This is a genomic window from Mycobacterium sp. E136, assembly GCF_001666865.1.
Taxonomy (GTDB): domain Bacteria; phylum Actinomycetota; class Actinomycetes; order Mycobacteriales; family Mycobacteriaceae; genus Mycobacterium.
This window is the reverse complement of the sequence record NZ_LZJE01000067.1, coordinates 18,419-36,055: the sequence shown is the minus strand read 5'-3', so window position 1 is coordinate 36,055 and position 17,637 is coordinate 18,419. Positions and strand designations below refer to the sequence as shown.

At 67.4% G+C, this 17,637-nt stretch carries 22 protein-coding genes and 1 pseudogene; 12 read left to right on the top strand and 11 right to left on the bottom strand.

The window, feature by feature from the left end; translation table 11 throughout:
• Nucleotides 1-28: 28 nt before the first annotated feature.
• Nucleotides 29-187 (bottom strand): annotated as a pseudogene (locus A5698_RS05265) (dihydrofolate reductase); the annotation flags it as partial.
• Nucleotides 188-316: 129 nt separating this feature from the next.
• On the opposite strand from A5698_RS05265, the gene A5698_RS05260 reads away from it, so the two are divergent.
• On the top strand, nucleotides 317-1,543 hold the full coding sequence (locus A5698_RS05260; protein ID WP_068294065.1) for a winged helix-turn-helix domain-containing protein: 1,227 nt from the start codon (nucleotides 317-319) through the stop codon (nucleotides 1,541-1,543).
• Between the two features lie 637 nt (nucleotides 1,544-2,180).
• Here A5698_RS05260 and A5698_RS05255 read toward each other — a convergent pair.
• The 3 genes from A5698_RS05255 to A5698_RS05250 form a co-directional block, all read right to left on the bottom strand.
• Nucleotides 2,181-2,546, bottom strand: a complete 366-nt coding sequence (locus tag A5698_RS05255) for an SCO4402 family protein (protein WP_068294063.1) — start codon at nucleotides 2,544-2,546, stop codon at nucleotides 2,181-2,183.
• Nucleotides 2,543-2,890, bottom strand: a complete 348-nt coding sequence (locus tag A5698_RS29810) for a WXG100 family type VII secretion target (RefSeq protein WP_084792269.1) — start codon at nucleotides 2,888-2,890, stop codon at nucleotides 2,543-2,545. Before A5698_RS29810 ends, A5698_RS05255 begins: the two co-directional genes overlap by 4 nt.
• Nucleotides 2,891-2,957: 67 nt before the next feature.
• Nucleotides 2,958-3,257, bottom strand: coding sequence for a DUF4193 domain-containing protein (locus A5698_RS05250; protein ID WP_067090080.1), 300 nt, complete (start codon nucleotides 3,255-3,257; stop codon nucleotides 2,958-2,960).
• Between the two features lie 227 nt (nucleotides 3,258-3,484).
• On the opposite strand from A5698_RS05250, the gene thyX reads away from it, so the two are divergent.
• The 3 genes from thyX to A5698_RS05235 are packed head-to-tail and all read left to right on the top strand — an operon-like array spanning nucleotide 3,485 to nucleotide 6,854.
• A complete protein-coding gene (gene thyX / locus A5698_RS05245) occupies nucleotides 3,485-4,249 on the top strand; it encodes an FAD-dependent thymidylate synthase (protein ID WP_068294060.1) in 765 nt (254 codons plus the stop codon).
• Between the two features lie 23 nt (nucleotides 4,250-4,272).
• Nucleotides 4,273-5,175, top strand: a complete 903-nt coding sequence (dapA, locus tag A5698_RS05240) for a 4-hydroxy-tetrahydrodipicolinate synthase (protein ID WP_068294057.1) — start codon at nucleotides 4,273-4,275, stop codon at nucleotides 5,173-5,175.
• Entirely contained in the window at nucleotides 5,175-6,854 is a 1,680-nt protein-coding gene (locus tag A5698_RS05235) for a ribonuclease J (protein ID WP_068294055.1), read from the top strand. The genes dapA and A5698_RS05235 overlap by 1 nt, the downstream gene beginning before the upstream one ends.
• 6 nt (nucleotides 6,855-6,860) lie before the next feature.
• Here A5698_RS05235 and A5698_RS05230 read toward each other — a convergent pair whose 3' ends face one another.
• From A5698_RS05230 to A5698_RS05215, 4 genes are all read right to left on the bottom strand, one after another.
• Nucleotides 6,861-7,232, bottom strand: coding sequence for a hypothetical protein (locus A5698_RS05230; protein WP_068294052.1), 372 nt, complete (start codon nucleotides 7,230-7,232; stop codon nucleotides 6,861-6,863).
• Nucleotides 7,233-7,385: 153 nt separating this feature from the next.
• Nucleotides 7,386-8,198: a mycofactocin-coupled SDR family oxidoreductase gene (locus tag A5698_RS05225; protein ID WP_068294050.1), complete on the bottom strand. Its 813-nt coding sequence runs from the start codon at nucleotides 8,196-8,198 to the stop codon at nucleotides 7,386-7,388.
• Nucleotides 8,198-8,512 (bottom strand): putative quinol monooxygenase, encoded by a 315-nt coding sequence (locus A5698_RS05220; protein WP_064415008.1) that lies wholly within the window; start codon nucleotides 8,510-8,512, stop codon nucleotides 8,198-8,200. The genes A5698_RS05225 and A5698_RS05220 overlap by 1 nt, the downstream gene beginning before the upstream one ends.
• A 69-nt stretch (nucleotides 8,513-8,581) precedes the next feature.
• Complete coding sequence (locus A5698_RS05215; protein ID WP_068294048.1) at nucleotides 8,582-9,034, bottom strand: DUF2834 domain-containing protein; 453 nt, start codon at nucleotides 9,032-9,034, stop codon at nucleotides 8,582-8,584.
• 98 nt (nucleotides 9,035-9,132) lie between these two features.
• Here A5698_RS05215 and A5698_RS05210 point away from each other — a divergent pair, with 98 nt between their 5' ends.
• Nucleotides 9,133-11,592, top strand: coding sequence for an FtsK/SpoIIIE family DNA translocase (locus A5698_RS05210; protein ID WP_068294045.1), 2,460 nt, complete (start codon nucleotides 9,133-9,135; stop codon nucleotides 11,590-11,592).
• A 48-nt stretch (nucleotides 11,593-11,640) separates the two neighbouring features.
• Here the strand turns inward: A5698_RS05210 and A5698_RS05205 are convergent, their stop codons facing one another.
• Nucleotides 11,641-12,150 (bottom strand): amino-acid N-acetyltransferase, encoded by a 510-nt coding sequence (locus A5698_RS05205; RefSeq protein WP_197500699.1) that lies wholly within the window; start codon nucleotides 12,148-12,150, stop codon nucleotides 11,641-11,643.
• A 41-nt stretch (nucleotides 12,151-12,191) separates the two neighbouring features.
• On the opposite strand from A5698_RS05205, the gene pgsA reads away from it, so the two are divergent.
• From pgsA to pspM, 5 genes are all read left to right on the top strand, one after another.
• The gene (gene pgsA / locus A5698_RS05200; RefSeq protein ID WP_067090056.1) at nucleotides 12,192-12,788 is read left to right on the top strand and encodes a CDP-diacylglycerol--glycerol-3-phosphate 3-phosphatidyltransferase; all 597 of its coding nucleotides are present in this window, start codon (nucleotides 12,192-12,194) and stop codon (nucleotides 12,786-12,788) included.
• Nucleotides 12,766-13,254 (top strand): CinA family protein, encoded by a 489-nt coding sequence (locus A5698_RS05195; protein WP_067090053.1) that lies wholly within the window; start codon nucleotides 12,766-12,768, stop codon nucleotides 13,252-13,254. Before pgsA ends, A5698_RS05195 begins: the two co-directional genes overlap by 23 nt.
• 82 nt (nucleotides 13,255-13,336) lie before the next feature.
• The gene (gene clgR / locus A5698_RS05190; protein ID WP_067090051.1) at nucleotides 13,337-13,657 is read left to right on the top strand and encodes a transcriptional regulator ClgR; all 321 of its coding nucleotides are present in this window, start codon (nucleotides 13,337-13,339) and stop codon (nucleotides 13,655-13,657) included.
• A 125-nt stretch (nucleotides 13,658-13,782) separates the two neighbouring features.
• Nucleotides 13,783-14,598 carry a phage shock protein PspA gene (gene pspA / locus A5698_RS05185; RefSeq protein WP_067090048.1) on the top strand — a complete coding sequence of 272 codons (816 nt, stop codon included), beginning with the start codon at nucleotides 13,783-13,785 and terminating at the stop codon, nucleotides 14,596-14,598.
• Between the two features lie 14 nt (nucleotides 14,599-14,612).
• Nucleotides 14,613-15,443: a phage shock envelope stress response protein PspM gene (gene pspM, locus A5698_RS05180; RefSeq protein WP_197500698.1), complete on the top strand. Its 831-nt coding sequence runs from the start codon at nucleotides 14,613-14,615 to the stop codon at nucleotides 15,441-15,443.
• A gap of 5 nt (nucleotides 15,444-15,448) precedes the next feature.
• Here the strand turns inward: pspM and A5698_RS05175 are convergent, their stop codons facing one another.
• Nucleotides 15,449-15,889, bottom strand: coding sequence for a limonene-1,2-epoxide hydrolase family protein (locus A5698_RS05175; RefSeq protein WP_067090043.1), 441 nt, complete (start codon nucleotides 15,887-15,889; stop codon nucleotides 15,449-15,451).
• Nucleotides 15,890-15,931: 42 nt separating this feature from the next.
• Between A5698_RS05175 and A5698_RS05170 the strand changes: the two genes are divergently transcribed.
• Both A5698_RS05170 and A5698_RS05165 read left to right on the top strand, forming a co-directional pair.
• Complete coding sequence (locus A5698_RS05170; protein ID WP_067090040.1) at nucleotides 15,932-17,104, top strand: glycosyltransferase; 1,173 nt, start codon at nucleotides 15,932-15,934, stop codon at nucleotides 17,102-17,104.
• Nucleotides 17,105-17,114: 10 nt separating this feature from the next.
• Nucleotides 17,115-17,309, top strand: coding sequence for a DUF3046 domain-containing protein (locus A5698_RS05165; protein WP_067090038.1), 195 nt, complete (start codon nucleotides 17,115-17,117; stop codon nucleotides 17,307-17,309).
• A gap of 4 nt (nucleotides 17,310-17,313) precedes the next feature.
• On the opposite strand, the gene A5698_RS05160 is transcribed toward A5698_RS05165, so the two are convergent.
• Nucleotides 17,314-17,610 (bottom strand): hypothetical protein, encoded by a 297-nt coding sequence (locus A5698_RS05160; RefSeq protein WP_067090221.1) that lies wholly within the window; start codon nucleotides 17,608-17,610, stop codon nucleotides 17,314-17,316.
• Nucleotides 17,611-17,637: the final 27 nt, after the last annotated feature.

Genomic DNA, 17,637 nt, shown 5'->3' with positions numbered 1-17,637 from the left:
CCAACAACCGCGCGCTCGGCGAGACCCGTCAGCGCCGCCGGTAGCTGTAGAACCGGTAGCGCAGGCCCGACGCGCTGGTCAACCAGTCGCCCGCCGCGCCGATCCAGGACTCGTCGAGCACCGGGGCCATCACGTCGGCGTCCTGGCGCGGCAGGTCGATCTCGATCTCGGTCACCTCGCAGCGCGTCGGGCCTGCGCTACCGGTTCTACAGCTACCGGCGGCGCTGACGGGTCTCGCCGAGCGCGCGGTTGTTGGCGCTCCCACTCGGGCGATGCGTACACAAGCGTGCGCTCGGTGTCGGTGCCGTCGGGCACGATGAAGGACGTGGCGCCCAGACTCACGGCCGACCAGGCGAGGCGTGTCGCCGTCGCCGCGCAGGGGTTCGCCGAGCCGCGCCCGCGGGGGCCGGTCACGCGGGCACACCTGCGCAGGCTGATCTCGCGGATCCAGGTGCTGCAGCTGGACTCGGTGTCGGTGTCGGTGCGCGCCCATTACGCGCCGGTGTTCAGCCGGCTGGGGCCTTACGACCGCGACGTGCTCGACAGGGCGGCGTGGAGCCACTCGGCGCGCTCGCCGCGGATGCTGGTCGAGTACTGGGCGCACGAGGCGGCGCTGATGGCGGTCGACGACTGGCCGCTGCTGCGCTGGCGGATGCGCGAGTACACGCACGGGCGGTGGGGCAAGGAGATCGTCAAGAAGAACGCCAAGCTGGCCGATGAAGTGGTCCGCGCGGTGACCGAGCTGGGCCCGTCGACGGCGGGGCAGATCGAGGCGCACCTGGGCGCCGAACAGCGGGGCCGCAAAGGTCCGTGGTGGGACCGCAGCGACACCAAGTGGGTGACCGAGGCGCTGTTCGCCTCCGGCGTGCTGACGACGGCCACGCGGGTGGGGTTCGCGCGGCACTACGACCTGTCCGAGCGGGTGCTGCCGCCGGAGGTGCTCGCGCGCGAGGTCGACGAGGCGGACGCGATTCGGGAGCTGGTGCTGAGGGCCTCCGCCGCGCTGGGCGTCGGCACCGAACAGGACATCCGGGACTACTTCCGGCTCTCGCCGGCGCAGGTGAAGCCGGCGATCGCGAAGCTGGTCGCCGACGGCGAACTGGAGCCGGTCGAGGTCGACGGCTGGAAGGGCCCCGCGTATCTGCGGGCGGGACAGACGATTCCGCGTCGCGACCGCGGTACGGCGCTGCTGTGCCCGTTCGATCCGCTGATCTTCTTCCGGCCGCGGGTCGAGCGCCTGTTCGGCGGGTTCAAGTACCGCATCGAGATCTACACACCTGCGCCGAAACGGCAGTACGGGTACTACGTGTGGCCGTTCCTGCTCGACGGTGAACTGGTGGGGCGGGCCGATCTGAAGGCGGATCGCGCGAATGACGCGCTGCAGGTGGTGGGTGCGTTCGCGGAGGAGGGCGCGGAGCGGTCGCGAGTAGCGCACGCATTGGCGGGTGAGTTGCGGACTATGGCGTCCTGGCTGGGGCTGGAAGATGTGGTCGTGGGTAATAGGGGCGACTTGGCCCGCGATCTACGCCCAGCCTTGCGATGAGCGTGCCGCATCAGTTGGTGCGCGGATTCCGCCGGTCAGGCCGGCGCGCTCGGTCGAAACAGCGTGTCACTGACGTGAGATGGACTGCGCTGCAAGAGCATTTATCTGACGCGAGGGAGGCCTTCTTCAGCTTGCTGCGGCGACGCATATGCCGGATGACGGCACGGGCCGCGACCGGTTGGAGGTCTCGTAGGGCTGTCCGTCCGAGTTCGTTGAACGCCGAGCTTGCGCGGGTGATGACCGGTGCGTGATGGCTCACAAGCATTGTCCTGCAGATGATTTGGAATCACTGCCCGGGGTACAGTCGACGGAAAGCATAGCGCGCGCGATTGCGCGATTCGCTCAAACGTTCCTGTGGATAAATGTAAGGCGTGGGTTCTTGAAAGGCTTGACCGCAGCAATCGATTCGGCACGATACGCCCGAACGTAATGAACGAAGCCACGCCGGTTCGATGTATTGGCCTACTTTTGATTGCCGCGCTTCCAATGGACCTATCGCGGCCATCAACGGCCGCCGGAAAAGCCGGTGAACACATTGTGAAGCCCGGGGGGTGCCGTGGCAGTCACTCAACACGCCTTAACCAACTCCATCCGGTTCTCGAAGCGCCGTACCGCTAAGCAACCGTGTGACAGCTGCTCAACGAGGGTTCATGCAAGACAATGCTGACCTCGCAGCAACGACAACTTCCTTCCAGCGAGGATCAGACAAGTAGCGGTCGTCCGGTTCGTCGCGAAGTTCGGCAACAAGCGGCCCGAGGACTTCCTCAAGTCGAGTCAATTGGTCGGCCTCATCCTCATTCACGAGAACGGTCCCGATTCGAGACTTCGTATCGGGCAATACCATGTCGTAGAGGATGTTGACATTCAAAGTCAGATCATCGTAGAAATTCTCGCGAGGATATATCCGGTTCACCCATACTCGTTGTTGGTAATCCGGGTCAGCCAACGCGGCGAGTGCGCCAGCAACCTCTTGTCGCATTTGCGGATATTTCACGCCCATCATGGGTGGCTCCAACTACTCCAACGAAGCCATTCTTCCAAGGGAATATGGGCCAATTCAGCATTTTCTGGTCTGGTAGACCGTGGCCAGCCGGTCCCACGCCTGCGCCGCCTTGTCGATCTTGTCAATTTGCGTGACGACTCCGCGAGCGACTCGACGACCTTGGCGGCTCCCTCGTGCCATTCTTCCCAGATCGCGGTGTACGCCAATGCTGCGATGCCTGACCAGCCGCGTGAGAGGCTGTCCCACTCGCCGACGATGCCGGTCCGTAGTGCTTCTGCATCGTTGGCGACCGCATGGGCGATGTCGAACGCTCGGTCAGCGTCGACTCTCCGAAATTCGGCCACGGCTCACGCCTATGGCGCTTAGCGAGTGCTCCTGTGCATGCATTCCGCGCGCAGGCTAGCCCCTCGCTCAGACGCAGTCGGCGCAGATCGTCTTGTCGCCCGACTGCAGTGCGAGCCGGCTGTGGTGCTGCACCAGGAAGCAGCTCGAGCAGGTGAACTCGTCGGCCTGCTTCGGCAGCACCCGGACGGTGAGCTCCTCGCCGGACAGGTCCATGTCGGGCAGGACGATCGGATCGACCGCGTCACCGTCGTCCACGTCGAGCACCGCGACGTCGACCTTGCTGCGCCGGGCGGCGATCGCCTCGAGTGATTCGTCGACCGTGTCGTCGGTGTCCTTCACACGGGGTGCGTCGTAATCGGTGGCCATCAGTCACACTCCCTCTCTAGATCGGCGTCTGGGTAACACCGATTGAGAACGAATTTGTTCCCGGCCCATCTGCCTCCGAAACCTGGAATTTGAGGTTCCTTGCGCCTCGTTCGTGCATCCCGCTGCGCCGTGCGCCGGGTCGCGAAGCTGACTGCACAATCGGCGCGACAATCGGCGCGCGGCCGCGCGCACACCGGAACACCGAACGGTGCGCGTTAGGGTGAGCCGTGGCCGAGACCACGCCGCTGCGCGTCCAACTGATCGCCAAGACGGAGTTCACCGCGCCGCCGGACGTGCCATGGGATACCGACGCCGACGGCGGGCCCGCGCTCGTCGAATTCGCCGGGCGTGCGTGCTATCAGAGCTGGTCGAAGCCGAATCCGAGGACCGCCACCAACTCGGCCTACATCCGCCACATCATCGACGTCGGGCATTTCTCGGTTCTCGAGCACGCGTCGGTCTCCTTCTACATCACCGGAATCTCCCGCTCCTGCACCCATGAGCTGATCCGCCACCGACATTTCTCGTACTCGCAGCTCTCGCAGCGCTACGTCCCCGAACACGACGCGCAGGTGGTGGTGCCGCCGGGCATCGAGGACGACCCCGAGCTGATCGAGCTGTTCTCCGCGGCCGCCGATGCCAGCCGGGCGGCCTACACCGAGCTACTCGAACGCCTCGAAGCCAAGTTCAGGGGCGATGAGCCCGGCGAAAAGCTCGGGGTGCTGCGCCGCAAGCAGGCGCGCCAGGCCGCGCGGGCGGTGCTGCCGAACGCCACCGAGACCCGCATCGTCGTCACCGGCAACTACCGCGCGTGGCGGCATTTCATCGCGATGCGGGCCAGCGAACACGCCGACGTCGAGATCCGCCGGCTGGCGATCGAGTGCCTGCGTCAATTGGTCGCCGTCGCACCCCAGGTGTTCAGCGACTTCGAGATCTCTACGCTCTCGGACGGCACGGAGGTCGCCACGTCACCTCTGGCCACGGAAGCGTGACCATAGCGAGTAATCTGAGCCCCGTGAGCACCAGCGGAATCGATGTGACAGCCCGGTTGGGCACCTTGCTGACCGCGATGGTGACTCCGTTCAGGCCCGACGGCTCGCTGGACACCGAAACCGCGGCCCGGTTGGCGAACCGGCTGGTGGACGCCGGCTGCGACGGCCTGGTGCTGTCCGGGACCACCGGTGAGTCCCCGACGACGACCGATGCCGAGAAGATCGCGCTGCTGCGGGCGGTGCTCGAGGCCGTCGGCGACCGGGCGCGCATCATCGTCGGAGCCGGTTCCTATGACACCGCACACAGCGTGCACCTGGCGAAGGCATGTGCGGCCGAGGGTGCGCACGGGCTGTTGGTGGTGACGCCGTACTACTCGCGTCCACCCCAGGAGGGGCTGCTGGCCCACTTCACCGCGGTGGCGGATGCCACCCCTCTGCCGAACGTGCTCTATGACATCCCGCCGCGGTCGGTTGTGCCGATCCAGTGGGACACCATGCGCATCCTCGCCGAGCACCCGAACATCGTGGCCGTCAAGGACGCCAAGGGCGATCTGCACGGCGGCGGGCAGGTCATCGCCGAGACGGGCCTGGCGTACTACTCCGGCGACGACGCGCTCAACCTTCCCTGGCTGGCCATGGGCGCCGTCGGCTTCGTCAGTGTGTGGGGCCACCTGGCGGCCAGCCAGTTGCGAGAGATGTTGTCCGCCTTCCAATGCGGTGACATCGCGCGGGCCCGCAAGATCAATGTCACGCTCGGCCCGCTGGTCAACGCCCAGGCCCGGCTCGGTGGAGTGACGCTGTCGAAGGCGGGGCTGCGGCTGCAGGGCTTCGACGCCGGCGATCCGAGGCTGCCCCAGGTGCCCGCGACACCCGTGCAACTCGACGCGTTGGCCGCCGATATGCGAGCGGCCGCGGTGCTGCGGTAGTGAACGAAGAACTCAGACCACCGGGGCCACTGGCCCCAGGCGGACTACGGGTCACTGCGCTGGGCGGAATCAGCGAAATCGGCCGGAACATGACCGTTTTCGAGCATCTGGGCCGGCTGCTGATCGTCGACTGCGGGGTGCTGTTCCCGACGCACGACGAGCCCGGCGTCGACCTGATCCTGCCCGACCTGCGCCTCGTCCAGGACCGGCTCGACGACGTCGAAGCCCTGGTGCTCACTCACGCCCACGAGGACCACATCGGCGCAATCCCGTTCCTGCTCAAGCTGCGTCACGACATTCCGGTCGTCGGGTCGAAGTTCACCCTGGCGCTGGTGGCCGAGAAGTGCCGCGAACACCGGATCAAGCCGGTCTTCGTCGAGGTCGACGAGGGCCAGAGCTCGCGACACGGCGTGTTCGAGTGCGAGTACTTCGCGGTCAACCACTCGATACCCGGCTGCCTGGCCATCGCGATCCACACCGGTGCCGGGACGGTCCTGCACACCGGCGACATCAAGCTCGACCAGTCGCCGCCCGACGGGAAGCCCACCGACCTGCCCGGGATGTCGCGACTCGGCGACGCGGGCGTCGATCTGTTCCTGTGCGACTCGACCAACGCCGAGATCCCCGGCGTCGGACCGTCGGAGAGCGAGATCGGCCCGAACATGCACCGGCTGATCCGCAGCGCCCAAGGACGCGTCATCGTGGCTTGCTTCGCCTCCAATGTCGGTCGCGTGCAACAGATCATCGACGCGTCGGTGGCGCTCGGCCGCAAGGTTGCGTTCGTCGGCCGGTCGATGGTCCGCAACATGGGGATCGCGAAGGAACTCGGCTATCTCACGCTGCAGAACGACGACGACATCATCGACATCGGCGCCGCCGAGATGATGGCGCCCGAACGCGTCGTGCTGGTCACCACCGGAACACAGGGCGAGCCGATGGCGGCGCTGTCGCGGATGTCGCGCGGTGAGCACCGCAGCATCACCCTGACCGCGGGCGACCTCATCATCATGTCGTCGTCACAGATACCGGGCAACGAGGAGGCGATCTTCGGCGTGCTCGATGCGCTGGCGAAGATCGGTGCGCGCGTCGTCACCAATGCCCAAGTGCGCGTCCATGTCTCGGGGCATGCCTACGCCGGCGAGCTGTTGTTCCTCTACAACGGCGTTCGGCCGCGCAACGTGATGCCCGTGCACGGCACCTGGCGGATGCTGCGGGCCAACGCCGGTCTGGCCGCCCGCACCGGGGTGCCGGAGGAGAACATCGTGCTGGCCGAGAACGGCGTCAGTGTCGATCTGATGGCCGGCCGAGCGTCGATCGCCGGCGCGGTGCCGACCGGCAAGATGTTCGTCGACGGACTGATCACCGGCGACGTCGGCGACGCCGTCGTCGGCGAACGGCTCACCCTCTCTTCCGGATTCATCGGCATCACGGTCGTACTCCAGCGCGGCACCGGAAAGCCCGCGGCCGCACCACATCTGCACTCCCGCGGCTTCTCCGAGGACCCCAAGGCCCTCGAACCCGCCGTCCGCAAGGTCGAGGAGGCGCTCGAAGCCCTTGTCGCCGAACGGGTCACCGACATCAACCGCATCGCCCAGGCGTCGAGGCGCGCCGTCGGCAAATGGGTGGGGGAGACCTACCGCCGCCAGCCGATGATCGTCCCCACCGTCATCGAGATCTGACTCTTCTCAGCGCACCGCTCCGGCCGGTGCAGGCGTGAAGGTTTCAACCAACCCGGGACTGCGGACTACCGGTGGGGGAGCGGGGTCGAATGTGGCTGTGGCGACGGCCGACGGAGATAGGGGGCGAATTATGGCCTCCTCCGCGGGCGGCGCCTGACACTTCTTCACCGCGGCATTCCACACGCCGCCGGAACCGACGCAGCAGTGGTGTACGTGCTCGTCGAATTCCTCTTGCGTGAAGCCTTGCCCGATACCGGAGTTCCAGCACTGGTCGTACGCGCCGATATCCCATTCGGGCACCGCGCTCGCGTTGGTGGCGGAGGCGAGCGCGGTGAGGGCCGCGGCGGCCGCAGCCGTGGTGGTGATGAGTGATCTCATGGTCGTTCCTTCGGTCCATTGCTCGGGGGATATTGAGGTGTCGCTGAAAGGAAGGCTGCCGAATGCACCGCAAATCCGTAATGGCTCTGCCGCCAGAATCCATCGCCGAACGAGGAAGCATTGCCTATCCGCCAGGTAAGTACCGGCGCGAGGCTAACGCTTGTTGACCGATCCCGCGTCGACGGGAAGCGCGACCCCGGTGATGTAGCGTGCGGCGTCGGACACCAACCACGCCACCGCGTTCGCGATGTCCTCGGCCTGCAGCACCTGCACCGGCAGCGCGTTGCCCATGTCCTGCGGGGTCTTCTCCGCGATGCTGCCCAGCCACTCGCGGGTGGCCTCGTTGTTGATCATCGGGGTGTCCACACCGGCGGGATGCACCGAGTTGACCCGGATGCTGTGCGGGGCAAGCAGGTTGGCGTACAGCCGCATCAACCCGACGATGCCGTGTTTGGCGGCGACGTAGCCGATCGCGCCGGGGTCGTCGCTGCCGACGCCGATCAGACCCGCGACCGAACTGGTGAGCACGATCGAGCCGCCTTCGCCGTGGGCGAGCAGCGCCTCCTTCGACACCTCGACCGTGTGGTGCACGCCGGTGAGGTTCACGTCGATCACATCGCGCCATCCGTCGGCGCCTGACTGCATCGGCGCGATACCGGCGTTGGCGACGACGATGTCGAGGCGGCCGAACTCGTCGACACCGGCCTGCAACGCCGACGCCAACGCGTCCTGATCGCGAACGTCGGCCTGCCGCGCCACTATTCGCGCGCCGGTGTCCTCGACCAGCTTCACGGTCTCGGCCAGGTCGTCGGCCGTCGCCAGCGGATAGGGCACCGAGGCGATCTGGTCGCAGAGGTCGACGGCGATGATGTTCGCGCCCTCGGCGGCCAGCTTCACCGCCTCGGCACGACCCTGGCCCCGCGCCGCGCCCGTGATGAACGCGACTTTGCCTGCGAGCGCGGGCATCAGGACCGCAGTGCGCCCTTGCTCGGGTCTCCGGCGACGACCGGCTGCAGCATCTTGATGTCGGGCGCACCGTCGAGGTGCTCACCGACGGCGCCGAACAGCTCACCGATGGCCGGAGCGGTGCTGTGCGTCTTCAGGGCGTCCTCGTCCGCCCACTGCTCGACGAACACGAAGGTGCCGTTCGCCTCGTGCAGCGCGTAGAGCTCGCAGCCGGGCTCCTGGTGCACCGCCTCGATGGCCTTCTTGCAGGCGTTCCGCACCGTGTCTACGGATTCGGGTTTGGCGGTCATGGTGGCGACAACGACAACGGGCATCGGCGGGGGACTCCTCGGTGAGTGCCTTGCTGGACGAGTGCACAGCCTACTCACCGACACCCGCGACCCTCAGACCACGTCTATCCAGATCGTGAATGCCACGGCGAACACCGCGACGAGGACGAGCCCGACCGCGTTCGCGGCGCCGATCCGCGGGACCTCGGCGCGGTGGATGCGCAACTCCCGCGCGAGGAGGAACAACGGAAACGCCACGCTGATCGCGATGAAGAACGAGGCGATGACATACACCCAGACGAATCGGATGCCGTGTTTGCGCGCCTCGTACACCATGAAGATGATCGCGGAGAGCCCAAACAAAATGATGTCGGCGGTGATCGAACGCGACGCCGGGTTGACCTTGGTGTCTTCCCAAAACACGCGCAGGAAGTCCGCCCCGCGGTCGAGGTAGGCCAGGTTCTGGCTCCAGGTAGCGACGAGCGCGACGACCGCGATGGCGCCGTAGGCAGCGCACAGCACTTTGGTGGTGGTCGGCAGGGCCGCCGACGTCTTGGTTTCGGTCATTTCCGCACAGTAAGTCGCAAAAGCGCATCAATCGATGCGGATCTGTTACCCGTGTGGCAGATGGTGATTCTGGGGCTGGAGCGACTAGGCTTACAGGCATGCCTAGTAAGACCGCCGCGCGCTCTGGAACCCGTTCGACCAGGTCAAAACAGGGTGCGCGCTCCGGTGGCCGGGCGGCGCCGCGGCGCAAGCCGGCACCGCGGCGGACCTCGTCACCCATTTCGTCGGCCGGCGCCTCGGTCGGTCGCGGAATGCGGGCGGGCTGGCTGATGCTGGCCAAGGGCGCCGGTACCACCGCACGCTCCGTCGGTCGGGCCCGCGATCTGGAACCGGGTCACCGGCGCGACGGCATCGCCCTGGCACTGCTGGGCCTGGCGGTGATCGTCGCGGCGAGTTCATGGTTCGGCGCCGCCGGCCCGGTGGGTGACTGGCTCGACACGTTCCTTCGGATGCTGATCGGCGCCGCCGTCGTGCTCGTCCCGATCGCATTGGCCGCCGTTGGCATCACGCTCATGCGTACCGAACCCGATCCGGACGCCAGGCCGCGCCTGATCCTCGGCACGGCGATGATCGCGCTACCCGCGCTCGGACTGTGGCATCTGTGGGCCGGTTCGCCGCAGGATCCCACCGCACGCCAGCACGCCGCGGGCTTCTTCGGTTTCGCGATCGGCGGCCCGCTGTCCGACGGGCTCACCGCGTGGATCGCCGCGCCGCTGTTGTTCATCGGTGTGTTGTTCGGCGTATTGCTGGTGACCGGCACCACGATTCGCGAAGTGCCGTCGACGGTGCGGGCCATGTTCTCCGCGCGGGGTTACGACGAATACGAGTACGACGAGTACGACGACGAGGACACCGCCGTCATCTCCGAGTCCGACGACTTCTCCGACGGCTACTACGACGACCCGAAGGCCTATGGCGACGACGCCGAACAGGCATGGCCGTCGGGCACACCCATGGAGAACTACCCGCTCTCCGACGAAGCGCCGACGATTCCCGAACCGACCGCGAAGAGCCGCAAGAAGAAACCGAAACAGCCGACGATGACGCTGGACCGTGTCGTCGACGGGCCGTATTCGCTGCCGCCGCTCGATCTGCTGATCGCGGGCGATCCTCCCAAGCGCCGCAGCGCGGGCAACGACCGGATGATCGAGGCCATCACCGAGGTGCTCGACCAATTCAAGGTCAACGCATCGGTGACCGGTTGCACCCGCGGGCCGACAGTCACCCGCTACGAGGTCGAACTCGGACCGGGCGTCAAGGTCGAGAAGATCACTGCGCTGCAACGCAATATCGCCTATGCGGTGGCGACGGAAAGCGTCCGCATGTTGGCGCCCATACCCGGCAAGTCCGCCGTCGGCATCGAGGTGCCGAACGTGGACCGCGAGATGGTGCGCCTGGCCGACGTGCTGACCGACCCGGCCACCCGCGGCGACCACCACCCGCTGGTCATCGGTCTGGGTAAAGACATTGAGGGCGAATACATCTCGGCGAACCTCGCCAAGATGCCGCACCTGCTCGTCGCCGGCTCGACCGGTTCGGGCAAGTCGAGCTTCGTGAACTCGATGCTGGTGTCTCTGCTGGTGCGGGCCACCCCGGAGGAGGTCAGGATGATCCTGATCGACCCGAAGATGGTGGAACTGACGCCGTACGAGGGCATTCCGCATCTGATCACGCCGATCATCACCCAGCCGAAGAAGGCTGCCGCCGCGCTGGCGTGGCTGGTGGAGGAGATGGAACAGCGCTACCAGGACATGCAGGCCTCGCGGGTGCGCCACATCGACGACTTCAACAAGAAGGTGCGCTCGGGCGAGATCACCGCGCCGCTGGGCAGCCAGCGCGAGTACAAGCCCTACCCGTACATCGTCGCGATCGTCGACGAGTTGGCCGACCTGATGATGACCGCCCCGCGCGACGTCGAGGACGCGATCGTGCGCATCACCCAGAAGGCGCGCGCGGCAGGCATTCACCTGGTGCTGGCCACGCAGCGACCCTCGGTCGACGTCGTCACCGGCCTGATCAAGACGAACGTGCCGTCGCGGTTGGCGTTCGCCACGTCGTCGTTGACCGACAGCCGCGTGATCCTCGACCAGCAGGGTGCCGAGAAGCTGATCGGTATGGGTGACGGGCTGTTCCTGCCGATGGGCGCGAACAAGCCGATCCGCCTGCAGGGCGCGTTCATCACCGACGACGAGATCCACGCCGTGGTGGAGGCGACCAAGGCGCAGGCCGAACCGGAGTACACCGAGGGTGTCACCAACGCCAAGACCAACAGCGAGCGCACCGACGTCGACCCGGATATCGGCGACGACATGGACGTTTTCCTTCAGGCGGTCGAGCTGGTGGTGTCGAGCCAGTTCGGGTCGACGTCGATGTTGCAGCGCAAGCTGCGCGTCGGCTTCGCCAAGGCGGGCCGGTTGATGGACCTGATGGAGACCCGCAACATCGTCGGGCCCAGCGAAGGTTCCAAGGCGCGCGAGGTTCTGGTCAAGCCCGACGAATTGGCGGCGACGCTGGCGTCGATCCGCGGATCGGACTCCGGCAGCGACGACGACGAGTGATCTGTGCACATCTAGGAGCGCTCAGCGCAACAAGAGGTGCACAGATCGCTAGAGGGTCAACAGCATTCGGGTGTTGCCGAGGATGTTCGGCTTGACGTAGGACAGGTCGAGGAACTCGGCGACGCCGGTGTCGTACGAGCGGCACATCTCCTCGTAGACCTCGGCGGTGACGGGTGTTCCGTCGATCTCCCGAAACCCGTGCCTGCTGAAGAACTCGATCTCGAAGGTGAGCACGAAGATCCGCTCGAGGCGCAGTTCGCGCGCGACGTCGAGCAGTTTGTCGACGATCGCATGCCCGACGCCCTGGCCCCTGACCTTCGGATGCACCGCGACGGTGCGAACCTCACCGAGGTCCGACCACAGCACGTGCAGCGCGCCGCAGCCGATCAGTTCGCTGTTGTACTCGGCGACCCAGAACTCCTGCACCGACTCGTAGAGCGTCACGAGATTCTTCTCCAGCAAGATCTTGCCGGAATAGATGTCGACCAAGGATTTGATGGCGGGAACATCCGAGGTTCGCGCACGCCGCACGACGACCTCGCCGGATTCTGCGCTCACACGTGGAGAGTATCGGTTCGAGCAACCGATATTCTGTTGCGGTGTCGGGCCAACCCCATATCGATCCGCTGGTCCCGCGCGCCCGTGTAGCGAACATCGCAAATGTGCTCACCGGCGTGCGGATGGCGTTGGTTCCGGTTTTCCTCGCCTTCCTGTTCGTCGGCGACGGGCATGAAACGTTCTGGCGGATAGCCGCATTCGTGGTGTTTACCGTCGCGGTGATCACCGACCGGTTCGACGGGGCGTTGGCCCGCAACTACGGCATGGTGACCGAGTTCGGCACACTCGCCGACCCCATCGCCGACAAGGCGCTCATCGGCGCGGCACTGATCGGGCTTTCGATGCTGGGCGACCTGCCGTGGTGGATCACGGTGGTGATCCTCATCCGCGAGATCGGCATCACCGGGCTGCGGTTCGCCGTGTTGCGCCACGGCGTGATCCCGGCAAGCCGCGGCGGCAAGCTCAAGACGCTCGTGCAGGGGGTGGCGATCGGCCTGTTCGTGCTCCCGCTGTCCGGTGCATGGCTGGCGGTTGCCTGGGTCATCATGTGGGCCGCGGTGATCCTCACCGTGCTCACCGGCATCGATTACGTCGTGTCCGCGATCAGGGACTCCCGTGGACGACCCGCTCGTCAGTGACGACGCCCGCGCGCTGATCGCCGACCTCACGGTGCGCGGGCAGACGGTCGCCACGGCCGAGTCGCTGACCGCGGGCCTGCTGGCGGCGACGCTCGCGGGCGTGCCCGGCGCCAGTGTCGTGCTGCGCGGCGGCCTGGTCACCTACGTCGAGGACACCAAGGTCTCGCTGGCGGGGGTGGCCCGCGAAGTGCTCGACGAGGTGGGCCCGGTCGCGGCGCCGACCGCGCGGGCCCTGGCCGTCGGCGCCCAGCAGCGCTGCGAGGCGACCTGGGGTGTGGGCCTGACCGGCGTCGCCGGACCCGAACCACACGGCGGGCACGCCGTCGGGACCGTCTTCCTCGGCATCGCCGGACCGGTTCAGACCGACGTCGTGGAACTGCGACTAGCCGGTTCGCGATGGGACATCCGGCTCGCGGCGGTCGGCGAAGCCGTCGCGCGCCTGCGCTCCATCGTCGCCGGACAGTGATCTGCGCCATCCGGGAACCAACCGGCCCGCTCTCAGCGTTGCCCTAATGGATCCCAGAAAACGACTCCGAAGGGAGAGCACGATGACGGCATTGCTGCGCGAGGTGATCGGCGACGTGCTGCGTCGTGCCCGCGTCGACCAGGGACGCACCTTGCGCGAGGTGTCCGACACCGCGCGAGTCAGCCTGGGCTATCTCTCCGAGGTCGAACGGGGCCGCAAGGAAGCCTCGAGCGAACTGCTCAACGCGATCTGCGGAGCGCTCGACGTCCCGCTCTCGCAGGTGCTCTTCGACGCCGGTCAGGAAATGGACCGCGAGGAGCGTGCCGCCTTCGCCGGAGCCGCCAATATCGACGCCACCACCAAGGTGGTCATCCCGCAGGTCGTGTCGATGGCGGTCGCCTGACGCACTCGTGCGCTGACGCGCGACCCGAGTGACTGTGGTGATACGCGCTGACCCGATAGATTGGGCAGCACGGTAAGCCGGGCCGGCGAGTCCGAGACAACGACACGAAGGCGGAGTGAACTGACATGGCCAATCCGTTCGTCAAGGCGTGGAAGTACCTCATGGCGCTGTTCAGCTCCAAGGTGGACGAATACGCCGACCCGAAGGTGCAGATCCAGCAGGCCATCGAGGAAGCCCAGCGCCAGCATCAGGCGCTGACCCAGCAGGCGGCCCAGGTGATCGGCAACCAGCGTCAGCTGGAGATGCGGCTCAACCGGCAGCTGGCCGACATCGAGAAGCTCCAGGTCAACGTCCGCCAGGCGCTCACCCTCGCCGACCAGGCGACGGCCGCCGGCGACGCGGCCAAGGCCACCGAGTACAACAACGCCGCCGAGGCGTTCGCCGCGCAGCTGGTGACCGCCGAGCAGAGCGTCGAGGACCTCAAGGGGCTGCACGACCAGGCGCTGCAGGCGGCCGGCCAGGCCAAGAAGGCCGTCGAGCAGAACGCGATGATGCTGCAGCAGAAGATCGCCGAGCGCACCAAGCTGCTCTCTCAGCTCGAACAGGCCAAGATGCAGGAGCAGGTCAGCTCGTCGCTGCGCTCAATGAGCGAGTTGGCGGCCCCGGGCACCACGCCCAGCCTCGACGAGGTGCGTCAGAAGATCGAGCGCCGCTATGCCAACGCGATGGGCGAGGCCGAGCTGGCGCAGAACTCGGTGCAGGGCCGGATGATGGAGGTCCAGCAGGCGAGCGTGCAGATGGCCGGGCATTCGCGGCTGGAGCAGATCCGCGCCTCGATGCGCGGTGAGCAGCTGCCTGCCGGTGGTAACGCCGCGGCGCAGCCCGCGGCCCCGGCGGCCAACCCGCAGCAGGCGACGCCGGAAAACCCGCTGTCGCAATAGCCGAAGAGGAACCCGTGAGTGCGCAGACGAGTCGGCCCGAGCCGTGGCGCTCGCTGATGCAGCGAGGCCTTCAGAACGGGATCGACACGGCCGCCGAGTGGTCCGATGTGCTGGCCGACAAGCTGAACGCCGCCGCCGACCCGCGCGCGAAGCTTCTCCGTAAGCGGCGGTGGGCGCTGCGGCTCACGGTGTTCTTCACAATGTCGTCCATGTTCTGGATCGGCGTCACCGGGCTGGTGGCCGCGTGGGACGTTCCGGCGTGGGCACTGCTCATCCCGTCACCGATCGCCGTCGGCGCGGCCTTCCTGGCGACGCTGTCGTTCCTGCGGTATCGCTGGCTGCGACGCGAGCCGTTGCCCCCGCCGCGGTCGCGTGCCACCCGCCGGCTCCCACCGCGGGGTTCTGCCGCACGTCAGTCGATGGCGGCGCTGGCGTCCTCCGAACGCGGGTTGTTCTCGCTGCTGGGGGTGATGGAGCGCGGTCGGATGCTGCCCGCCGACGAACTCCGCGAGCTGACCGCCGCGGCGAACCAGACGGCGGCGACCATGGCCGCCACCGCGAACGAAGTGGTGTCGATGGAGCGGGCGATCCGTGCGACGCCGCAGTCACGCGCCCACCTGACCCCCACCATCCGGGCGTTCACCGCACAGCTCGACCACGGCGCGCATCAGTACGGCGAAATGGTCAATGCCGCAGCGCAATTGGTGTCGGCCGCGAACACCGGCCCGACGTCCACGTCCCCGATGTGGCAGCAGCGTTACCGCGACGAGCTGTCGAACGCCACCGACCGCCTCGTCGGCTGGGCCCAGGCGTTCAACGAACTGGGCCACGTCCGCGGGGCATAACCCTCCTACATGGTCGGCCGCAGCGACGGAACCACCGTCGCGACCAGCCCGCGCACCGTCGCCTTGACGAAGTCGAGGGTGTCGAAGTAGTCGCGCCACAACGTGATTCGGCCGGCGTGCACCTCGAACGTCCCGCACACCCAGAACTGCAGGCGTACCGGCCCGAAGATCAGCGCATCGGTGCGTTCGGTGAGCACGGAGTTGCCGTCGGCGGCGACGCGGTGGATCTTCACCTCGAAGCGCGCCCGGCCCTGACCCCGCCGGAAGATGCTCATGATGCGCTTGCGGCCGCGGATCGTGGGGTAGCCGACGTTCTGCCATTCCACGTTGTCGGCGAGTAATCCGTCGGCGGTGTCGAAGTCCTCGTCCTGCAGCGCGTACAGGAACGTCTCCACCGCCCGGATGTTGTCGACGTCGGTTTTCAGTTCGGAAGCCTGGTCGGTCATGCGGCCAGCCTAGTGCCGCGCCGCTGTGGCAGGGTAGGCCCAATGCGCGTCGCGGTCGTCGCCGGACCTGATCCGGGGCATGCCTTTCCAGCGATCGCGCTGTGCCTTCGTTTCCTGGTCAACGGCGATTCGCCCACGCTGCTGACCGGAACGGAGTGGCTCGACACCGCCCGCGACGCCGGCGTCCCCGCCGCCGAACTACTCGGCCTCGACCCGGAGGACGCCGACGACGACGCGGATGCCGGGGCGAAGGTCCACCAGCGTGGCGCTCGGATGGCCGTGCTCAACGCGCCGCAGATGCGCCGGCTCGCGCCGGACCTGGTGGTCTCCGACGCCATCACCACCGCGGGCGGCTTCTGTGCCGAACTGCTCGGGCTGCCGTGGGTCGAACTCAACCCACATCCGCTGTACCGGCCGTCGAAGGGGCTTCCGCCGATCGGCAGCGGTCTCGCGCCGGGAGTCGGTGTCCGCGGTCGACTGCGCGACGCGGTCCTGCGCGCCCTCTCCGCGCGGTCGTGGCGGCAGGGCATCCGGCAACGCGCGGCCGCGCGGGTGCAAATCGGGCTGCCCGCAGCCGATCCCGGCCCACGCCGGCGGTTGATCGCCACGCTGCCGGCGCTGGAGGTGCCGAGGCCGGACTGGCCTGCCGAGGCCGTGGTGGTCGGCCCACTGCACTTCGAGCCGACGACGGCGACGCTGGACATACCCGCAGGCGGCGGACCGGTCGTGGTGGTCGCGCCGTCCACCGCGACGACGGGGGAGGGCGGCCTGGCGAAGATCGCCCTGGCGACCCTGACACCGGGAAAGGTGCTGCCGCCACAGTCGCGGGTCGTCGTGTCGCGCCTCGGCGGCACGCAGGTCGCGGTGCCGCCGTGGGCGGTGGTCGGGCTGGGACGGCAGGACGAGCTGCTGTCGCACGCCGACCTGGTGATCTGCGGTGGCGGTCACGGCATGGTGGCCAAGACGCTGCTGGCGGGCGTTCCGATGGTCGTGGTCCCCGGCGGCGGCGACCAGTGGGAGATCGCGAATCGTGTTGTGCGGCAGGGCAGTGCACAGCTGGTGCGTCCGCTCACCGCGGAGGCGCTGACCAGCGCGGTGCGTGAGGTGTTGGACACACCACGGTACCGGGATGCGGCGCGGCGGGCCGGGGCGACGGTCGCCGACGTCGAGGATCCGGTACGGGTGTGCCATGAAGCACTGCGGAGCCCGGCGTAGTTTGGGCCCCGTGCGGTTGACGGAATTTCATCAGCTTGTCGAGGAACAGTTCGGCTCGGTGCGCGGCGCGTCGCTGCTCGTGGACCACGTGCTGAGCGGGTGCGACGGGCGCACGGCCGCACAAGCCATTGAGGACGGCGTGGAACCGCGGGACGTCTGGCGCGCGCTGTGCTCGGACTTCGACGTCCCGCGTGATCAGTGGTGAGCCGCTAGCGGTTGTCCTCGGTGCGACCGGTGCCCGCGGTGTGCGACGGGCGCGTGGCGCCGTCTTCGCCCGAGCCTTCCGGTTTGGCCGAGGTCTGCCGGCCCTCGTACGGGGGGACCTCGGGTTTCACATCCTTAGGCGGTTCGTTGGTGAATCCCGTCTGAAAGTCCGGCTTTCCGCCGTCGTCGTGGGCGGGAACGGATTCGTCGCCGCGATAGGTGTCCGACGGGCGGTCCGCGGGGCCGCCCGAGGGTTGATCGGATCCGGTTCCGCGCTTTCCTCGTTCCTCCGGCTCTGTCATGGCAATCACTCCTCACTTGTCGCCGCG